The sequence below is a fragment of the Neobacillus vireti genome (genome assembly GCF_001026695.1).
Classification (GTDB): domain Bacteria; phylum Bacillota; class Bacilli; order Bacillales; family Cytobacillaceae; genus Neobacillus; species Neobacillus vireti.
Window position 1 is genome coordinate 190,561 of the sequence record NZ_LDNB01000012.1, and the last position, 12,829, is coordinate 203,389.

Genomic DNA, 12,829 nt, shown 5'->3' on the forward strand with positions numbered 1-12,829 from the left:
GACTAGCATTTCCTTTTGATAAATGATATTATAGAAAAGTCGTATGATTGAATAGCTTAATCGTTTGGAGGGAAATAAACATGCGTGTGAATATTACATTAGCTTGCACTGAGTGTGGAGATCGTAACTATATTTCAACAAAAAATAAACGTAATAATCCAGATCGTCTTGAGCTTAAAAAATATTGCCCAAGAGAAAAACGTACAACTGCACACCGCGAAACAAAATAAGCATCAGGGCTTCCTGTTGCTTTTTTTATTGCCTAAAAATAAGGAGACCTGCTAAAATGAGTGATAAAATTTCCCTTCGAAAACAGATGAAAGAAACACTGGCATTGCTTTCAAAGCCCACATATGAAGATTATTCCTATAAAATTGCAACTTCGCTTTTTGAAGATGAAAACTGGATACAAGCAAAAGTCGTTGGATTGACTGTTTCAAAAGCGCCAGAAGTAGATACCTATCAAATTATCCGTAAAGCATGGGAATTAGGAAAACAAGTGGCTGTTCCAAAATGTTACCCGGAGGAGCGAACGTTATCTTTCAGAATCCTAAGTGATTTCTCTCAGCTGGAATCCGTATACTACGGGTTATTGGAGCCGATTGTAGAACTGACAACAGAAGTTCCTTCAGCAGAAATGGATCTCTTAATTGTTCCTGGAGCGGCTTATACGAGAGAAGGGTATCGTTTAGGGTTTGGTGGAGGTTATTATGACCGGTATTTGACCAATTACTATGGTAAAACCCTATCACTAGCATTTAGCGAGCAAATTATCCCTCAATTCCCAGTCGAAAAGCACGATATTCCCGTTTCAAAAATTATTACCAATCTTGAGATCATCCAAACAACATGATGGAAACAATGAGTATTTTCGCTGTAATTATCTTAACAGGCTTCGCAGGTTACTTGTTAAAGTCATTGACGATATCAGGTGCTGTTGCGGCTGTTTTAGTTGGGCTGGCCGTCTTTCTTGGCTTTGGTGTAAATGGGTTGTTCCTGCTTGGTACATTCTTTTTAACTTCAAGTCTTTGGTCCAAATTTAAAAGTTCACAAAAAAGGACGATTGAAGAAAAACTAGCAAAGGGAGCAACAAGGGATTGGCGTCAAGTACTGGCAAATGGAGGGGCAGCAGGGCTATTTAGTTTCACCCATTACGTTTCTGGTGATATTATCTGGTTAGTTGGATTTGCAGTTAGCCTTGCCAGTGCTAATTCTGATACATGGGCATCAGAAATTGGGTCTTTAAGCAAAAGGGATCCAATTTATATCCGTACCCTTAAACGAATAGAAAAAGGTACATCAGGCGCTGTAAGTGTGTTAGGAAGTCTAGCTGCACTTGCTGGTTCTCTTCTCATATCACTTATTAGTTTTTGGTTGTTCGATTTGGATTTCCTGTTTTGTTGGCTCATTTTTTTATTTGGTTATTTCGGGAATGTCATCGATACATTGATAGGTGCGTTTTATCAACAAGTATTTCAGTGTAACCATTGTGGAATTGAAACTGAAAAAAGAGTTCATTGTCATTTGCCGACGACCCGAATAAAAGGATTTCCAATAGTGGATAATGATATGGTTAATTTTCTTTCAGGCTTTTTAGCGGCATTGATGGCAATTGGAGTTTTTCAGTTTATTCAATAATTTTTTCAGTCACTAAAAAATATATGTTGTATTAAATGGATTGGAGGAGTTTTCATGCTAAAGCGGGTGAATAGAGTTGCTCTCATTGGAACAGGCTTTGTTGGTTCCAGCTATGCGTTTGCTTTGTTAAATCAAGGGATAACCGAAGAACTTGTTTTAATTGATTTAAATAAAGAAAAGGCTGAAGGGGATGCAATGGATTTGAATCATGGTCTTCCTTTCGCACCGTCACGGACAAAAATTTGGTATGGCAGCAATACTGATTGCGGCAATGCGGATCTTGTTGTCATAACCGCCGGCGCCAACCAAAAACCCGGTGAAACACGCCTTGATCTAGTCGAGAAAAATACAAGAATTTTTAAGGGGATTGTGGAAGAGATTATGGCAAGCGGGTTTGATGGCATTTTTCTTGTCGCTACCAATCCAGTGGACATATTAACTTATGCGGTTTGGAAGTTTTCGGGTCTTCCGAAAGAACGCGTAATTGGGTCCGGTACGATTCTTGACACAGCCCGGTTCCGCTTCTTGCTCGGGGAATATTTTGATGTGGATACCCGTAATGTTCACGCCTATATTATTGGAGAACATGGGGATACAGAGCTTCCTGTTTGGAGCCGAGCCGATATAGCAGGTTTATCGATTTCTGAATGGACAAAAAATAAGGATGGATTTAATCAAGAGGACCTTAATCAACTCTTTTTAAATGTCCGTGATGCTGCCTACCATATTATTGAGCGAAAAGGTGCAACCTTTTATGGAATTGCCATGGGTTTAGTGAGATTGACGAAAGCAATTCTGCAGAATGAAAATTCTGTTCTTACCGTTTCTGCCTATCTTGAAGGTGAATATGGACAAAAAGATATTTACATTGGTGTACCTGCGGTAGTGAACCGGAATGGGATTAGGAAAATCGTCGAACTTGATTTAAATGATGATGAGCGTGAAAAATTCACAAACTCTGTCAATGTCTTAAAGAATACGATGGAGCCGGTGTTTAAGAATATTTAAGCTTTTAAAGGATTAAATTCTAATTAAGGATTCAAATCCTTTTTTTACTTGATTTTTCGGATAAACCTTTGGTAATTATCACAGAATATGGTGTAGGAGGGATTTGAATGTCTCGTATGTTAACATCCATTTTAATGATTGGGTCAATAGGTTATTTTGTATTCCGCTACAGATACCGAATTATCAATGTCTTGCTCGGTTCTAGTTGGATGCGCCGGCTAACAGTTGGCTCTATAATGAGCTTCCCAGGGGTAAAACGTAAAATGATGCAATCGGTATTTGGAGGACCATCTGACTGGTGAAAACCACAGATGGTTCTTTTCGCCGATTGGAAAGTATAACTTTCCAATCAGGCATAAGTGCAACTACGCCTCATGAACCGCCTAACGGCTCGCCAATCGGCGAGTTTTCTTTATGTCTAAAAGATAACATTTGAAGTTGTTTTGTTAATGAAAACTGCTTATTTCGTTTATAATGAATATGCAAGCAAACTAAAATCCCTTATATATGTTAGAATATCATTTTAGTTTAATGGAGGCTCAAGCATTTTATATGGAAAGTAGGGGGGATATGGGTAATAAAGAAGGGTACGTTTTTTGGAGACTTGCCAATTCTTTCATCTCGGATCACGGTTATCGGATTATTCAATTATTTGAAAATCAAAAGGAATTATGGCTTGAAAAGATAGAAAATAAGAAAGCACCAATTATTCGCATGCTGCTCCATAACTTAGATTGGAGTAATGCGATGCAAAGAGATATCCAATTTACTGCTTCCAATGGGGAAAAGGTCCGCAGGCAAATTGGCCGCCCGGAGTTAAATATTATTAATATTTACATAAGCCAATTTCCACCTGTTGATGAATATGAATATCGTCTGGCAGCACCATATGTCCATCCGGAAGGAAATAAAACAACGGTCAGTTCGTTTCTTTTAGCAAAGGAAGTGTTTGACACTGGTTTTCAGCAGCTTTCCACAAGGCTCGGGAAAGTGATTCACTTTCCGATTTCTGACGATTATTCTGAACAGGAAGTTGAATCATTAAAGAAAGCAACGCTGGAACATGCGATAAAAAAGGTTAAAACCGAAAGAGCTATTCTGATGAATAGCAAGCCTATTTTTACATATGTATTCATAGCTATCCAGCTTGTTATGTTTTTCTGGCTAGAAATACACGGCGGGAGTACCAATAACTCTACCCTTATTAAATACGGAGCAAAGGTTAACCATTTAATTTATATGGGAGAATGGTGGAGGTTCATCACTCCTATTTTCTTGCATAGTGGATTTTTGCATTTGGCAATGAATACCTTGGTATTGTATTTTCTTGGTACGACGGTCGAAAAAATATTTGGTAATGTTCGTTTCCTATTTATTTACTTATTTGCAGGTGTCGCGGGTTGTATTGCCAGTTTTATCTTTAGTTCCCTATCAGTCGGAGCAAGTGGTGCCATCTACGGCTGTTTCGGTGCGTTATTATATTTTGGTATGATTTATCCAAAATTATTTTCAAGGACATTGGGAATGAATTTAATCATTGTTCTTGGAATTAACTTGATTGTAAGTTTCTCAGTAACAGGAATCGATAGTGCCGCACATCTAGGCGGATTGGCTGGAGGATTCCTCGCTGGTGGTATAGTCCACTTTCCGAAAAAAAACAAGCTTTGGTTACAATTAACCTTTTTAATTGGCTCGGTTGCAATTGTTTGGGGTGCATTATCATATGGATTTAGTTCGGTTGTAAAATCGCAGGATGAAACTTCAAATCTACAAATGGCCCAAGAGTATATTAAACAAAATAATTATGACCAGGCCTACAGGATCTTAAAGGAATTTGAGGAGAGCTCAACGAATCTGTCTGAGAAAACCTATTTTCTTTTATCCTTTTCGGAAATTAAAAAGGGGATGCTCTCTGAAGCTAAGATGCATTTACAGAAGGCAATCCAGCTAGACCCCAATTTTGATGAAGCCTATTTTAATCTATCGATTATTAACTATGAACAAAAGGATTTTGAACAGGCAAAAGTTAATGCAGAAAAGGCAGCAAAATTAAAACCAAAGCAAAAGGAATATGAAGATTTAGTCCACGAAATTAATCAATTACTTCAAATGCAGGGGGGGCCACAGAATGAAAACGGTTTATGAAATTCAGCAATTTTTAAAGCAATTTGGAACGATTATTTACATAGGTGATCGAGTTGCAGACCTTGAATTAATGGAAACAGAGCTTAAAGAGCTCTATCAATCACAGTTGATCGAAACACGTGAATTTCAAACAGCATTATTAATTTTAAGACATGAAATCCAAATACAAAAAGAAAAGCAAAGATAGGTGAATAAATTGGCAAATCAATGGATTGCAGGCGTTGACTTGGGCGGGACGACAACGAAAATAGCCTTTATTACAATGGATGGTGATATCATTCATAAATGGGAAATACCCACTGATAATTCGAATGAAGGTCAGAACATAACGACTAATATTGCTAAAGCCATAAATGAAAAAATGAATGAACTAGGTGAATCGAAAGACAACTTATTAGGAATCGGTATGGGGGCACCCGGACCAGTAGACTATGAAACAGGGATTATTTTAAATGTGGTGAATCTAGGCTGGCAGGATAACTATCCTCTTAAGGAGAGTATTGAAGCGGCTGCCTCTTTGCCAGCTGCGGTTGAAAATGATGCTAACTGCGCTGCATTGGGTGAGATGTGGCAAGGTGCCGGAAATGGAGCGAAGAACCTTGTTTGTGTTACCCTCGGAACTGGTGTTGGCGGCGGTGTGATTGCTAATGGAAGTATTGTCCAAGGCAAGAACGGTGCAGCTGGAGAAATAGGTCACATTACGGTCATCCCTGATGGTGGTGCACCATGCAATTGTGGTAAAACAGGCTGCCTAGAAACGGTGGCTTCTGCAACGGGGATTGTTCGTCTAGCGAATGAGGAACTCTTAAAAGGTGAAGCAAAAGGAGAACTTGCTGAAAGGCTTGCTGCAAATGGCAAAATTACTTCTAAAGATGTGTTTGAATCAGCTGAAAATGGTGATGCTTTGGCAAATAAGATCTTAAAAGAAGTTACCTTCCATTTGGGCTTTGTCTTGGCGAGTATTGCGAATACGCTTAATCCGGATAAAATTGTTTTAGGCGGCGGGGTTTCAAAAGCAGGATCCATTTTATTAGATGCTGTGAATGAAAACTTTGCTAAGTTTGCCTTTTCAGCGGTTCGAGATTCTACAAAGCTTGCCCTGGCTACATTAGGAAATGACGCTGGTGTGCTTGGCGCTGCCTGGCTGATTAAGAATAAATTAAATCGATAGGTTAAATAGGAAAAAAGCCGGTATTCTACGGCTTTTTTCCTATTTATTCAAATGTTTTGAAAACCATGAAACATTTTTGTCAAAAAAACGTATTAACATTTGTGAAGTATATAGGGAGGGGGCAATTGGTTTAAGTTGAACAGGTTATCGTATGGAAAGTTTATTTTTATTCTCGTTTTCTTGACTCTCCTTTTAGGTGCGTGTACAAGTAAAGAACAGCCGAAACCAAAAATTCCTGTGAAAAATGAACAGCCAAGATCCACGCTTTCAGTCGGAAGTGAATGGAAATTACCTATTTCCGTTCCCGAAGGAGAATTTGACCGGCTTGGCGGCTGGCTTTCAGAGGATGAGATTGTATACATCACCAACCTGGAACAGACATCAAATGTCTTTCGCTATCATCTACAAACAGGTAAAAGTGAATTAATATATAAAACGGAACACCCAATTGTCAACGTACAAATCAGTCCCTCGAAAAAGTATATATTGATCCATTCATCACCTTCATCCTACGAAGGATTAATCACCATTATTGATACAAAGGGTACTGAAAAAATAAGGGAATCAATCCCATCTTATGAACTTGCATTCGAGTGGAATCCATATAATGAAGAACAAGTACTAGTATCAACTTTTAATGAAGACTGGACCTTTCAAATAGCATTGCTGGACATGAATAAATTAAAAATGACGGAGCTATCGATACCGCAGCCTTTTATTAGGTGGATGGATGAGAGAAAGATTGCGTTTTTAGATTGGGACGAGGATAATCCTACTTTATTTGCCCCGCTAATTGTAAGGGATTTAGAGAAGGGATTCGAACAAACGCTATTTAACCAAGTATTACAATTTACAACGTTTCACGGTAAACTAATGACTGTTACAGTTAATGAACAAGATCGAACGAATGCTGTGTATTCTTTTTTTGATAAGGATCTAAAGGAATACTTTTCATTTTCTCAGCCGCAGCTTACTAAGTTTTCAGATTGGTTAGTTCCCTTTTATGACTATAATGAACACAAGAAGCAATTTATCTCCTTCATGCCTGTAAAAAGCGGGGAAGCGGATTCCTACTCGGCTGGCTTTGAACTCATGCTTTATAATCTTAAGAAGGGGTCACACCCGACATTGATAATGGCTGGCATGGAAAATGAGCCAATCAGTTTTTCTCCGTCTGGAGAGGCGCTTCTTTATGGCAATCGTTTCGAAAAAATCATCGATCTAAATGCCAAGAAAATATATGAGTTGATAAAAAAATAAAAAAGACTGTCAAGGACAGTCTTTTTTAATGCGTACCAGTTGGGAATCCAGATTTAAAAATTGTCATAACGGTAAACCAGCCAAAAACCAAGAATGAAGCCACTCCCCAAAATGCGCCTAAGAGGTTTTTGTTCTTTAGTGCGCTAAATCCAGCATAGGCGGCAAGCACGGTTACAATCGCAAAAATAATAACTAAACCCATAAGTAAATCCCCCTTTTTAGTATAAGCAGGCTAGAGCCTAACATGTTCAAAAAAATTATGTAACTATATTATATACATTCGAATCCTATTTTATATTTTTTTCTGGCATTTGTCGAGGGCAAAAACGCACTAAAAGAATAACACTGCTTTCACTCCGCTTGTTATATGGTGTAAAATGAGGGTATCGCAATTTGTAATGGAGGTCCTTTAAATGAAATGGCAGCAAGTTCCTTTAGGCAGTTTACAAACCAATTGTTACATAGTAGAAAATCCTGATCGCTCCTGTTTGATTTTCGATCCCGGCAGTGAAGGGAAAAAACTGATTCAATTGCTGAATCAAAGAAAATTAAAGCCTAGTGCAATTTTTTTAACACATGCACATTTCGATCATATTGGAGCAGTTACAGAGGTTAGAAATGCTTATCAGATACCCGTTTATATTCACAAACAAGAAGAAAAATGGTTAGGTGACCCAGCGTTAAACGGTTCACAATTGTTTATGTATCAGAATTCAATTAAGGTTAGTGACGCCGATCATATCATTAAAAACGAAGGGGCTATGGAAATCAATGATTTTGCTTTCAGCGTTTTTCATACCCCTGGTCATTCGCCAGGAAGTATTTCTTATTATTTCGAGAAGGAAGGGTTTGTAATCTCTGGTGACGCCTTATTTCAAGGCAGTATCGGCCGTACTGACCTTCCTGGAGGGAATCACTCACAGCTGATCAAAAGCATTCATGACAAGTTGTTAACCTTACCAGAGGACACCTATGTCTTATCTGGCCATGGTCCAGTAACAACAATTGGTGATGAAATGGACAGTAACCCATTTTTGAATGGGTTTTAAGAAATGCGGAAGCGCCCTGGTCAGCGGCGTATGGCCTGGAGCGCTCCAACTGAGATAAAGGAAACACGGAGAGCGGAGCGATCCGATGTTGACTTATCGTAGGGCGGAGAGCGAAGGACATTAGCCGCTAGGGCGCTGGAGCTAGACAATTCTCAAAGTTCAATGATATAAATTCTAATTTTAAGAAATGCGGAAGCGCCCTGGTGCTGACCTAGACACCACAAAAAAGAAAAGCCCTTCTCAGTTAAGAGAAGGGCTTTTCTGGGGGATGTTCTTTTTCAAATAATGGGAGGGGATATTGTTAAGCTACTATCCTAACAATATAATAAAGTTAACACTATGTCAATAGTGTTAACATAAAAAGGAGTTATCATGATTAACTATTTACAAACTTTAATCTCAAATTCACCAACGAAGTTAATTTCCTACGCTGATTATATAGGGGCCGTCCTTTATCATCACGAATATGGCTATTATATGAAAGAGAAACAAAAGGTCGGCCGGCAGGGAGATTTTATTACAACTAGCAATATTTCTGATGTTTACGGCAGATTAATTGCAAAATGGTTTTCATCCTTTTGTGAAAAAACAAACTTGTCACCAGTCTTTTGCGAAATTGGCGGTGGGAATGGCCGATTTGCCAAGGCTTTTTTACAGGAGTGGCATGAATCAATAAATACCCCCTTACAATATATTATGGTTGAGGCTAGTCCTTATCATCGAAAGTTACAAAGGGAATTACTAATGCCCGACTATTCGGTTGCCCAAGTAGAGCGGCTTGATGAATTAAGGGCATTTGAGGGTGTCATCTTTTCAAACGAGCTTTTCGACGCGCTCCCTGTCCATGTCGTTGAAATGGTTAATGGTCAACTTTTTGAAGTGATGGTTGGTTGTCAAAAAGAAGAATTGGTTGAGCAGACCATTCGATTAATAAATCCAGCGATTATTTCTTTTATGGAAGAAAGTAAAATCGAATTAGTAGAAGGGCAACGGATTGAGATTCCCTTGGCAATGGTGGAGATGATCCAAGAGATATCGAAGACATTGACAAAGGGAATAGTTGTAACAGCAGATTATGGCTATACAAACGAGGAGTGGAAGAACCCGCTAAGAGCAAAAGGGAGCTTAAGAGGATATTATCAACATAAAATGATGGGAAATATCCTTGAAAGTCCGGGAGAAATGGACATTACTACCCACATCCATTTTGATTGTCTGATTCAAAAAGGCGAGCAAGTAAATTTGAAGTTGGTAACAAAGCTAAGGCAGGATGAATTTTTATTGAAAGCAGGTATCTTGAAGGATTTAGAAAATCATTATGATCCGAATCCTTTTTCAATGGTTAGCAAGCGCAACCGGGCAATTCGCAGTTTAATTATGCCCACTGGGATTAGTTCTTATTTTCACATCATTATTCAACAAAAAGGTCTTGAATTAAGTGAAACTGACGTGTTCACTGGCTAGAAAGAAAAATGCCGGAGTTAAACTCCGGCATTTTTCTTTCTTATAGCCCTCCGCCAAGCGGCATCATGAACGTAGTCCAATAAGTGAAGCCTGCGAAGAAAACAGTTAAATATGCTCCGAACACGTACAAATACATACGCTCAGAAAGTTTAAGATAGCTAAGCAGAACAAAGAATCCAGTTTGGGCTAAGAACAGCATTGCAGTCTTATCCATATCACCTAGATAAAACATAACGGTAAAAATGCCCGTCCAGAAACCACATACTCTGAACATGCGATCCATATGTATCCCTCCTTTTACCCCTTCGATACCATCATTACAATATTATAAAGTAAAAGGAGGTGTAATGTAAATAATGGTTTCGAATTAGTTTGTTACAAGTGCTTGATATGAGCAAGTATCACAACCTGTAATCATGTTTGCCTTTTCTATCAACTCAACGGAGTCAAACAGGGCGCCAAACATTCCCTTTAGAAATTCATGGTGCATACTGCAAACAGTTTCCGAATGTTCCACGGCCAATTCTTTAAATGGACAATTGAATATTTGGAAGTAGATTTTAGTCTTGTCACCATTTGCTTCAAATTCAGGATAAAAACCGGCAAGTGTTGCAGCACTTTTCAATATTGTTAGCTTTTGATCAAATTCTAATTCCTCACCAAGTGATTTTTTTGCCATTTCCTGCTCAATCACCTCGGCTCCAAACCGTTTTCCTGTTAAGAAAAGTGCTTGTTTCCCAGCTTCCCCAAGTGATATCATCGTTTCGATCGCCACTTTTGATAAAAGCATATAGTCACGGAATGGAAAATGAAGTTGTATGACATCGTCGGATAAACGATATAATCGGCTTGGTCTGCCGCCTTTACCCGTTTTCTTCGTTTCAGATGCTAACATATTAACATCCTCAAGCTTCGATAAATGCAGTCTGGCAACATTCGGATGAATATTAAAATTATCTGCAACTTCTTGAACGGTGACTTCTCGATGTCGTTTGGTAATGTATTGATAAATGTAGTATCGTGTTGGATCTGACAAAACGTTTGTTATTTTTAATGTTTGTTCCATCTCTGTTCACCTCGGACCCCCATAATTTATTCCATTATAATACAGCCATAACAACAAGGGAATGAAGTTAACAATGTTAACACTATATGTTTAGAAAATGTTCACAATTACGGTCTTTATATTGTAAAAACATTATAAATTGCTGTGCTTTCATAACACTTGTAGCTTGTCAATAGTTATTTTTGTGTATTAAATAAAAAAGGAAGCGAATGCCCTTATTCGCTTCCTTAAAGCTTACGTTTTTTCTTTACTTCGGTATAAAGGATATAGGGTAGAATTCCGAACCAGCGGTACCAAAAAGATGCTCTAGCTTGTTTTCGTTCTGAGCGGAGCCGTTTTCGTTCTTCTTTTGGCTGATCGGCGTATTTAACAATCGTTTGCGTCATGTATTTTACATAATCATTTGTTTTCACGGACACACCTGCCTTTTTATTCAACTAATAGTATGTCCATGTAGTTTATCCTTATTCTACCCATTTAATTAATTTTTTGGTTCTTGTGTCAAAAAAGCCTCGACCGATTATAGATTCCTCCTCCTTAGTGCGGAGGGTAAAAATAACTTTCTGAACATATCCAGACGGGGTCTCTGCCTGGTAGTTCATTGTTCCATTTAGATAGATAATAGTGCCCTTAGAAGGGATGCTGCCGCCAGATTGAAATATCACTTCAATTTTCTTAACGGATGAGAGGAAATAATATTCCTGTTGTAAGATAGCGGCTGTTTCATGTGCCAACATTCTTTCGGTTTGCAATCGTTCAATGTGCATCGAGAAAAACATGATAAACAGGAATAGTAAGCACAATGTAAGCGGATAGGTAAACCCTTGCTGATTATTTTTCATGTGACTGCATTCCAGTTGATTAACGGATATATGATAACTGAATATTCTTTACCCCAAAGATCCGTAACAACCACTTTAACTGCATTATTTAAAATTGTGAAGGAGTATCGGGAAACGTTTTGGAGGATAACTTCATGGCCAGTGGAATTCACACGTCTCCTCAGGTTCGAACCGTATTGTTCATATTGGACGGTTTCTGTGTCCTTTGTTAAGATTAACCGGCCTGATATGACCTCAGCACGGTTAGAAAGGCGAATTTCTTTTTTTATTTGACTACAAAAAACTTGCCACTCCATTGCCTGTAATTGTGCCTGAGATCCCTTATTGTTCAGGATAATTTGAAAAACTGGTGTTATTAAGAAAATAATGATTGTAAAAATTGAAAATGCAAACAGCACCTCGAGAAGCGTAAAAGCTTTTTCATTCGAGCACACTGCATATTTCGATTTGTGGAAGAAAGGAATTTCTTTCAACTCTTACGCACACCTCCTTTTGACCAGCTGTAAGAGAATCTTTCCAAATGATTTTGTACTCGACACCATTTTCAACAAATGTGTAATTAGTAAAGGTTGGATTAGCGATTAATTTTGCCTGCAGTTCTTCATACATGAGCTGCCGTGCCTTATTTTCGACTCCAAGCTGCCGTGATTGACCCTTTAAATCCATCAACAACGGCAGCAAAAATAAACTGAGCATTAATAATGCTGATAAAGACAACAGTAACTCAAGTAAAAAGAAGCCTTTATTGTTCCGCAACATAGAACCGTCCCTTTCCGATCAAAACGGTTAACCTATAATCTTTCCTCTTAGTTTGGATAAGGAGGGTGCCAAACTTGTTTACATTTCCATCGATTAGGAATTTGAAATAAAACGTAAGGGAACCTTCTTTAACATAAATATTTGTTGAGTAATTTCTCACGATAAATGGCGGAATATCCGTTCGCAAATACATATAATACTTAAATTGACTAGGCATAAATACGACCGATACTTCATGCTGATGGGATATCGCATAGTTTTGCGCATAGTATAGGTCCGCTTTCAGTTGGGTTATAAATGCCTCCTCTTCAATCATGGGCTGCTGCGGCTTTAGAGAGAAGACAGTAACCGAGGAAATAATCATAAATACCGAGAGAACCACTAGTGACTCAATTAAGGTGAACCCTTTTTGATGATTGTTCATTTT

Annotated in this window: 19 protein-coding genes; 11 read left to right on the forward strand and 8 right to left on the reverse strand. The window is 38.3% G+C overall.

The window, feature by feature from the left end:
• The first annotated feature begins 80 nt into the window (after positions 1–80).
• From rpmG to AA980_RS13925, 9 genes are all read left to right on the forward strand, one after another.
• Positions 81–230: a 50S ribosomal protein L33 gene (rpmG, locus tag AA980_RS13885; RefSeq protein WP_015594975.1), complete on the forward strand. Its 150-nt coding sequence runs from the start codon at positions 81–83 to the stop codon at positions 228–230.
• Positions 231–286: 56 nt separating this feature from the next.
• A complete protein-coding gene (locus AA980_RS13890) occupies positions 287–853 on the forward strand; it encodes a 5-formyltetrahydrofolate cyclo-ligase (protein WP_024030106.1) in 567 nt (188 codons plus the stop codon).
• Positions 854–861: 8 nt separating this feature from the next.
• Positions 862–1,638 carry a DUF92 domain-containing protein gene (locus AA980_RS13895; protein ID WP_235815178.1) on the forward strand — a complete coding sequence of 259 codons (777 nt, stop codon included), beginning with the start codon at positions 862–864 and terminating at the stop codon, positions 1,636–1,638.
• Positions 1,639–1,692: 54 nt separating this feature from the next.
• Positions 1,693–2,646: an L-lactate dehydrogenase gene (locus AA980_RS13900; RefSeq protein ID WP_024030108.1), complete on the forward strand. Its 954-nt coding sequence runs from the start codon at positions 1,693–1,695 to the stop codon at positions 2,644–2,646.
• Positions 2,647–2,753: 107 nt separating this feature from the next.
• Positions 2,754–2,948 carry a hypothetical protein gene (locus AA980_RS13905; protein ID WP_024030109.1) on the forward strand — a complete coding sequence of 65 codons (195 nt, stop codon included), beginning with the start codon at positions 2,754–2,756 and terminating at the stop codon, positions 2,946–2,948.
• Between the two features lie 268 nt (positions 2,949–3,216).
• The gene (locus tag AA980_RS13910; protein WP_034724769.1) at positions 3,217–4,791 is read left to right on the forward strand and encodes a rhomboid family protein; all 1,575 of its coding nucleotides are present in this window, start codon (positions 3,217–3,219) and stop codon (positions 4,789–4,791) included.
• On the forward strand, positions 4,775–4,978 hold the full coding sequence (locus AA980_RS13915) for a YqgQ family protein (RefSeq protein WP_024030111.1): 204 nt from the start codon (positions 4,775–4,777) through the stop codon (positions 4,976–4,978). Before AA980_RS13910 ends, AA980_RS13915 begins: the two co-directional genes overlap by 17 nt.
• A gap of 9 nt (positions 4,979–4,987) precedes the next feature.
• Positions 4,988–5,962 carry an ROK family glucokinase gene (locus AA980_RS13920; RefSeq protein WP_024030112.1) on the forward strand — a complete coding sequence of 325 codons (975 nt, stop codon included), beginning with the start codon at positions 4,988–4,990 and terminating at the stop codon, positions 5,960–5,962.
• 135 nt (positions 5,963–6,097) lie between these two features.
• Positions 6,098–7,222: a YqgU-like beta propeller domain-containing protein gene (locus AA980_RS13925; RefSeq protein WP_024030113.1), complete on the forward strand. Its 1,125-nt coding sequence runs from the start codon at positions 6,098–6,100 to the stop codon at positions 7,220–7,222.
• Between the two features lie 25 nt (positions 7,223–7,247).
• Here AA980_RS13925 and AA980_RS26415 read toward each other — a convergent pair whose 3' ends face one another.
• Positions 7,248–7,424 carry a DUF2759 domain-containing protein gene (locus AA980_RS26415; protein ID WP_024030114.1) on the reverse strand — a complete coding sequence of 59 codons (177 nt, stop codon included), beginning with the start codon at positions 7,422–7,424 and terminating at the stop codon, positions 7,248–7,250.
• 211 nt (positions 7,425–7,635) lie between these two features.
• Between AA980_RS26415 and AA980_RS13935 the strand changes: the two genes are divergently transcribed.
• A complete protein-coding gene (locus AA980_RS13935; protein WP_024030115.1) occupies positions 7,636–8,271 on the forward strand; it encodes an MBL fold metallo-hydrolase in 636 nt (211 codons plus the stop codon).
• Positions 8,272–8,643: 372 nt separating this feature from the next.
• Positions 8,644–9,735 (forward strand): class I SAM-dependent methyltransferase, encoded by a 1,092-nt coding sequence (locus AA980_RS13940; RefSeq protein WP_024029747.1) that lies wholly within the window; start codon positions 8,644–8,646, stop codon positions 9,733–9,735.
• A 40-nt stretch (positions 9,736–9,775) separates the two neighbouring features.
• Here AA980_RS13940 and AA980_RS13945 read toward each other — a convergent pair whose 3' ends face one another.
• From AA980_RS13945 to comGD, 7 genes are all read right to left on the reverse strand, one after another.
• A complete protein-coding gene (locus tag AA980_RS13945; RefSeq protein ID WP_024029748.1) occupies positions 9,776–10,018 on the reverse strand; it encodes a DUF2626 domain-containing protein in 243 nt (80 codons plus the stop codon).
• An 84-nt stretch (positions 10,019–10,102) separates the two neighbouring features.
• Entirely contained in the window at positions 10,103–10,801 is a 699-nt protein-coding gene (locus AA980_RS13950) for a helix-turn-helix transcriptional regulator (protein WP_024029749.1), read from the reverse strand.
• Between the two features lie 227 nt (positions 10,802–11,028).
• Positions 11,029–11,214 (reverse strand): YqzE family protein, encoded by a 186-nt coding sequence (locus AA980_RS13955; protein WP_034724607.1) that lies wholly within the window; start codon positions 11,212–11,214, stop codon positions 11,029–11,031.
• 51 nt (positions 11,215–11,265) lie between these two features.
• Positions 11,266–11,643, reverse strand: a complete 378-nt coding sequence (comGG, locus tag AA980_RS13960) for a competence type IV pilus minor pilin ComGG (protein ID WP_024029751.1) — start codon at positions 11,641–11,643, stop codon at positions 11,266–11,268.
• The gene (comGF, locus tag AA980_RS13965) at positions 11,640–12,116 is read right to left on the reverse strand and encodes a competence type IV pilus minor pilin ComGF (RefSeq protein WP_024029752.1); all 477 of its coding nucleotides are present in this window, start codon (positions 12,114–12,116) and stop codon (positions 11,640–11,642) included. Before comGF ends, comGG begins: the two co-directional genes overlap by 4 nt.
• Positions 12,064–12,402 carry a hypothetical protein gene (locus AA980_RS13970; RefSeq protein WP_024029753.1) on the reverse strand — a complete coding sequence of 113 codons (339 nt, stop codon included), beginning with the start codon at positions 12,400–12,402 and terminating at the stop codon, positions 12,064–12,066. The genes comGF and AA980_RS13970 overlap by 53 nt, the downstream gene beginning before the upstream one ends.
• Positions 12,386–12,826 carry a competence type IV pilus minor pilin ComGD gene (comGD, locus tag AA980_RS13975; protein ID WP_034724609.1) on the reverse strand — a complete coding sequence of 147 codons (441 nt, stop codon included), beginning with the start codon at positions 12,824–12,826 and terminating at the stop codon, positions 12,386–12,388. The genes AA980_RS13970 and comGD overlap by 17 nt, the downstream gene beginning before the upstream one ends.
• Positions 12,827–12,829 lie beyond the last annotated feature (3 nt).

What these genes read in the sequence shown, in the direction of transcription:
- AA980_RS13890 (WP_024030106.1), top strand. Translation starts at nt 287, where the DNA reads ATGAGTGATAAAATTTCCCTTCGAAAACAGATGAAAGAAACACTGGCA.
- AA980_RS13970 (WP_024029753.1), bottom strand. Translation starts at nt 12,402, where the DNA reads ATGTTGCGGAACAATAAAGGCTTCTTTTTACTTGAGTTACTGTTGTCT.
- AA980_RS13915 (WP_024030111.1), top strand. Translation starts at nt 4,775, where the DNA reads ATGAAAACGGTTTATGAAATTCAGCAATTTTTAAAGCAATTTGGAACG.
- AA980_RS13895 (WP_235815178.1), top strand. Translation starts at nt 862, where the DNA reads ATGAGTATTTTCGCTGTAATTATCTTAACAGGCTTCGCAGGTTACTTG.
- AA980_RS13905 (WP_024030109.1), top strand. Translation starts at nt 2,754, where the DNA reads ATGTCTCGTATGTTAACATCCATTTTAATGATTGGGTCAATAGGTTAT.
- rpmG (WP_015594975.1), top strand. Translation starts at nt 81, where the DNA reads ATGCGTGTGAATATTACATTAGCTTGCACTGAGTGTGGAGATCGTAAC.
- AA980_RS13935 (WP_024030115.1), top strand. Translation starts at nt 7,636, where the DNA reads ATGAAATGGCAGCAAGTTCCTTTAGGCAGTTTACAAACCAATTGTTAC.
- AA980_RS13910 (WP_034724769.1), top strand. Translation starts at nt 3,217, where the DNA reads ATGGGTAATAAAGAAGGGTACGTTTTTTGGAGACTTGCCAATTCTTTC.
- AA980_RS13950 (WP_024029749.1), bottom strand. Translation starts at nt 10,801, where the DNA reads ATGGAACAAACATTAAAAATAACAAACGTTTTGTCAGATCCAACACGA.
- AA980_RS26415 (WP_024030114.1), bottom strand. Translation starts at nt 7,424, where the DNA reads ATGGGTTTAGTTATTATTTTTGCGATTGTAACCGTGCTTGCCGCCTAT.
- AA980_RS13940 (WP_024029747.1), top strand. Translation starts at nt 8,644, where the DNA reads ATGATTAACTATTTACAAACTTTAATCTCAAATTCACCAACGAAGTTA.
- comGD (WP_034724609.1), bottom strand. Translation starts at nt 12,826, where the DNA reads ATGAACAATCATCAAAAAGGGTTCACCTTAATTGAGTCACTAGTGGTT.
- AA980_RS13945 (WP_024029748.1), bottom strand. Translation starts at nt 10,018, where the DNA reads ATGGATCGCATGTTCAGAGTATGTGGTTTCTGGACGGGCATTTTTACC.
- comGG (WP_024029751.1), bottom strand. Translation starts at nt 11,643, where the DNA reads ATGAAAAATAATCAGCAAGGGTTTACCTATCCGCTTACATTGTGCTTA.
- AA980_RS13900 (WP_024030108.1), top strand. Translation starts at nt 1,693, where the DNA reads ATGCTAAAGCGGGTGAATAGAGTTGCTCTCATTGGAACAGGCTTTGTT.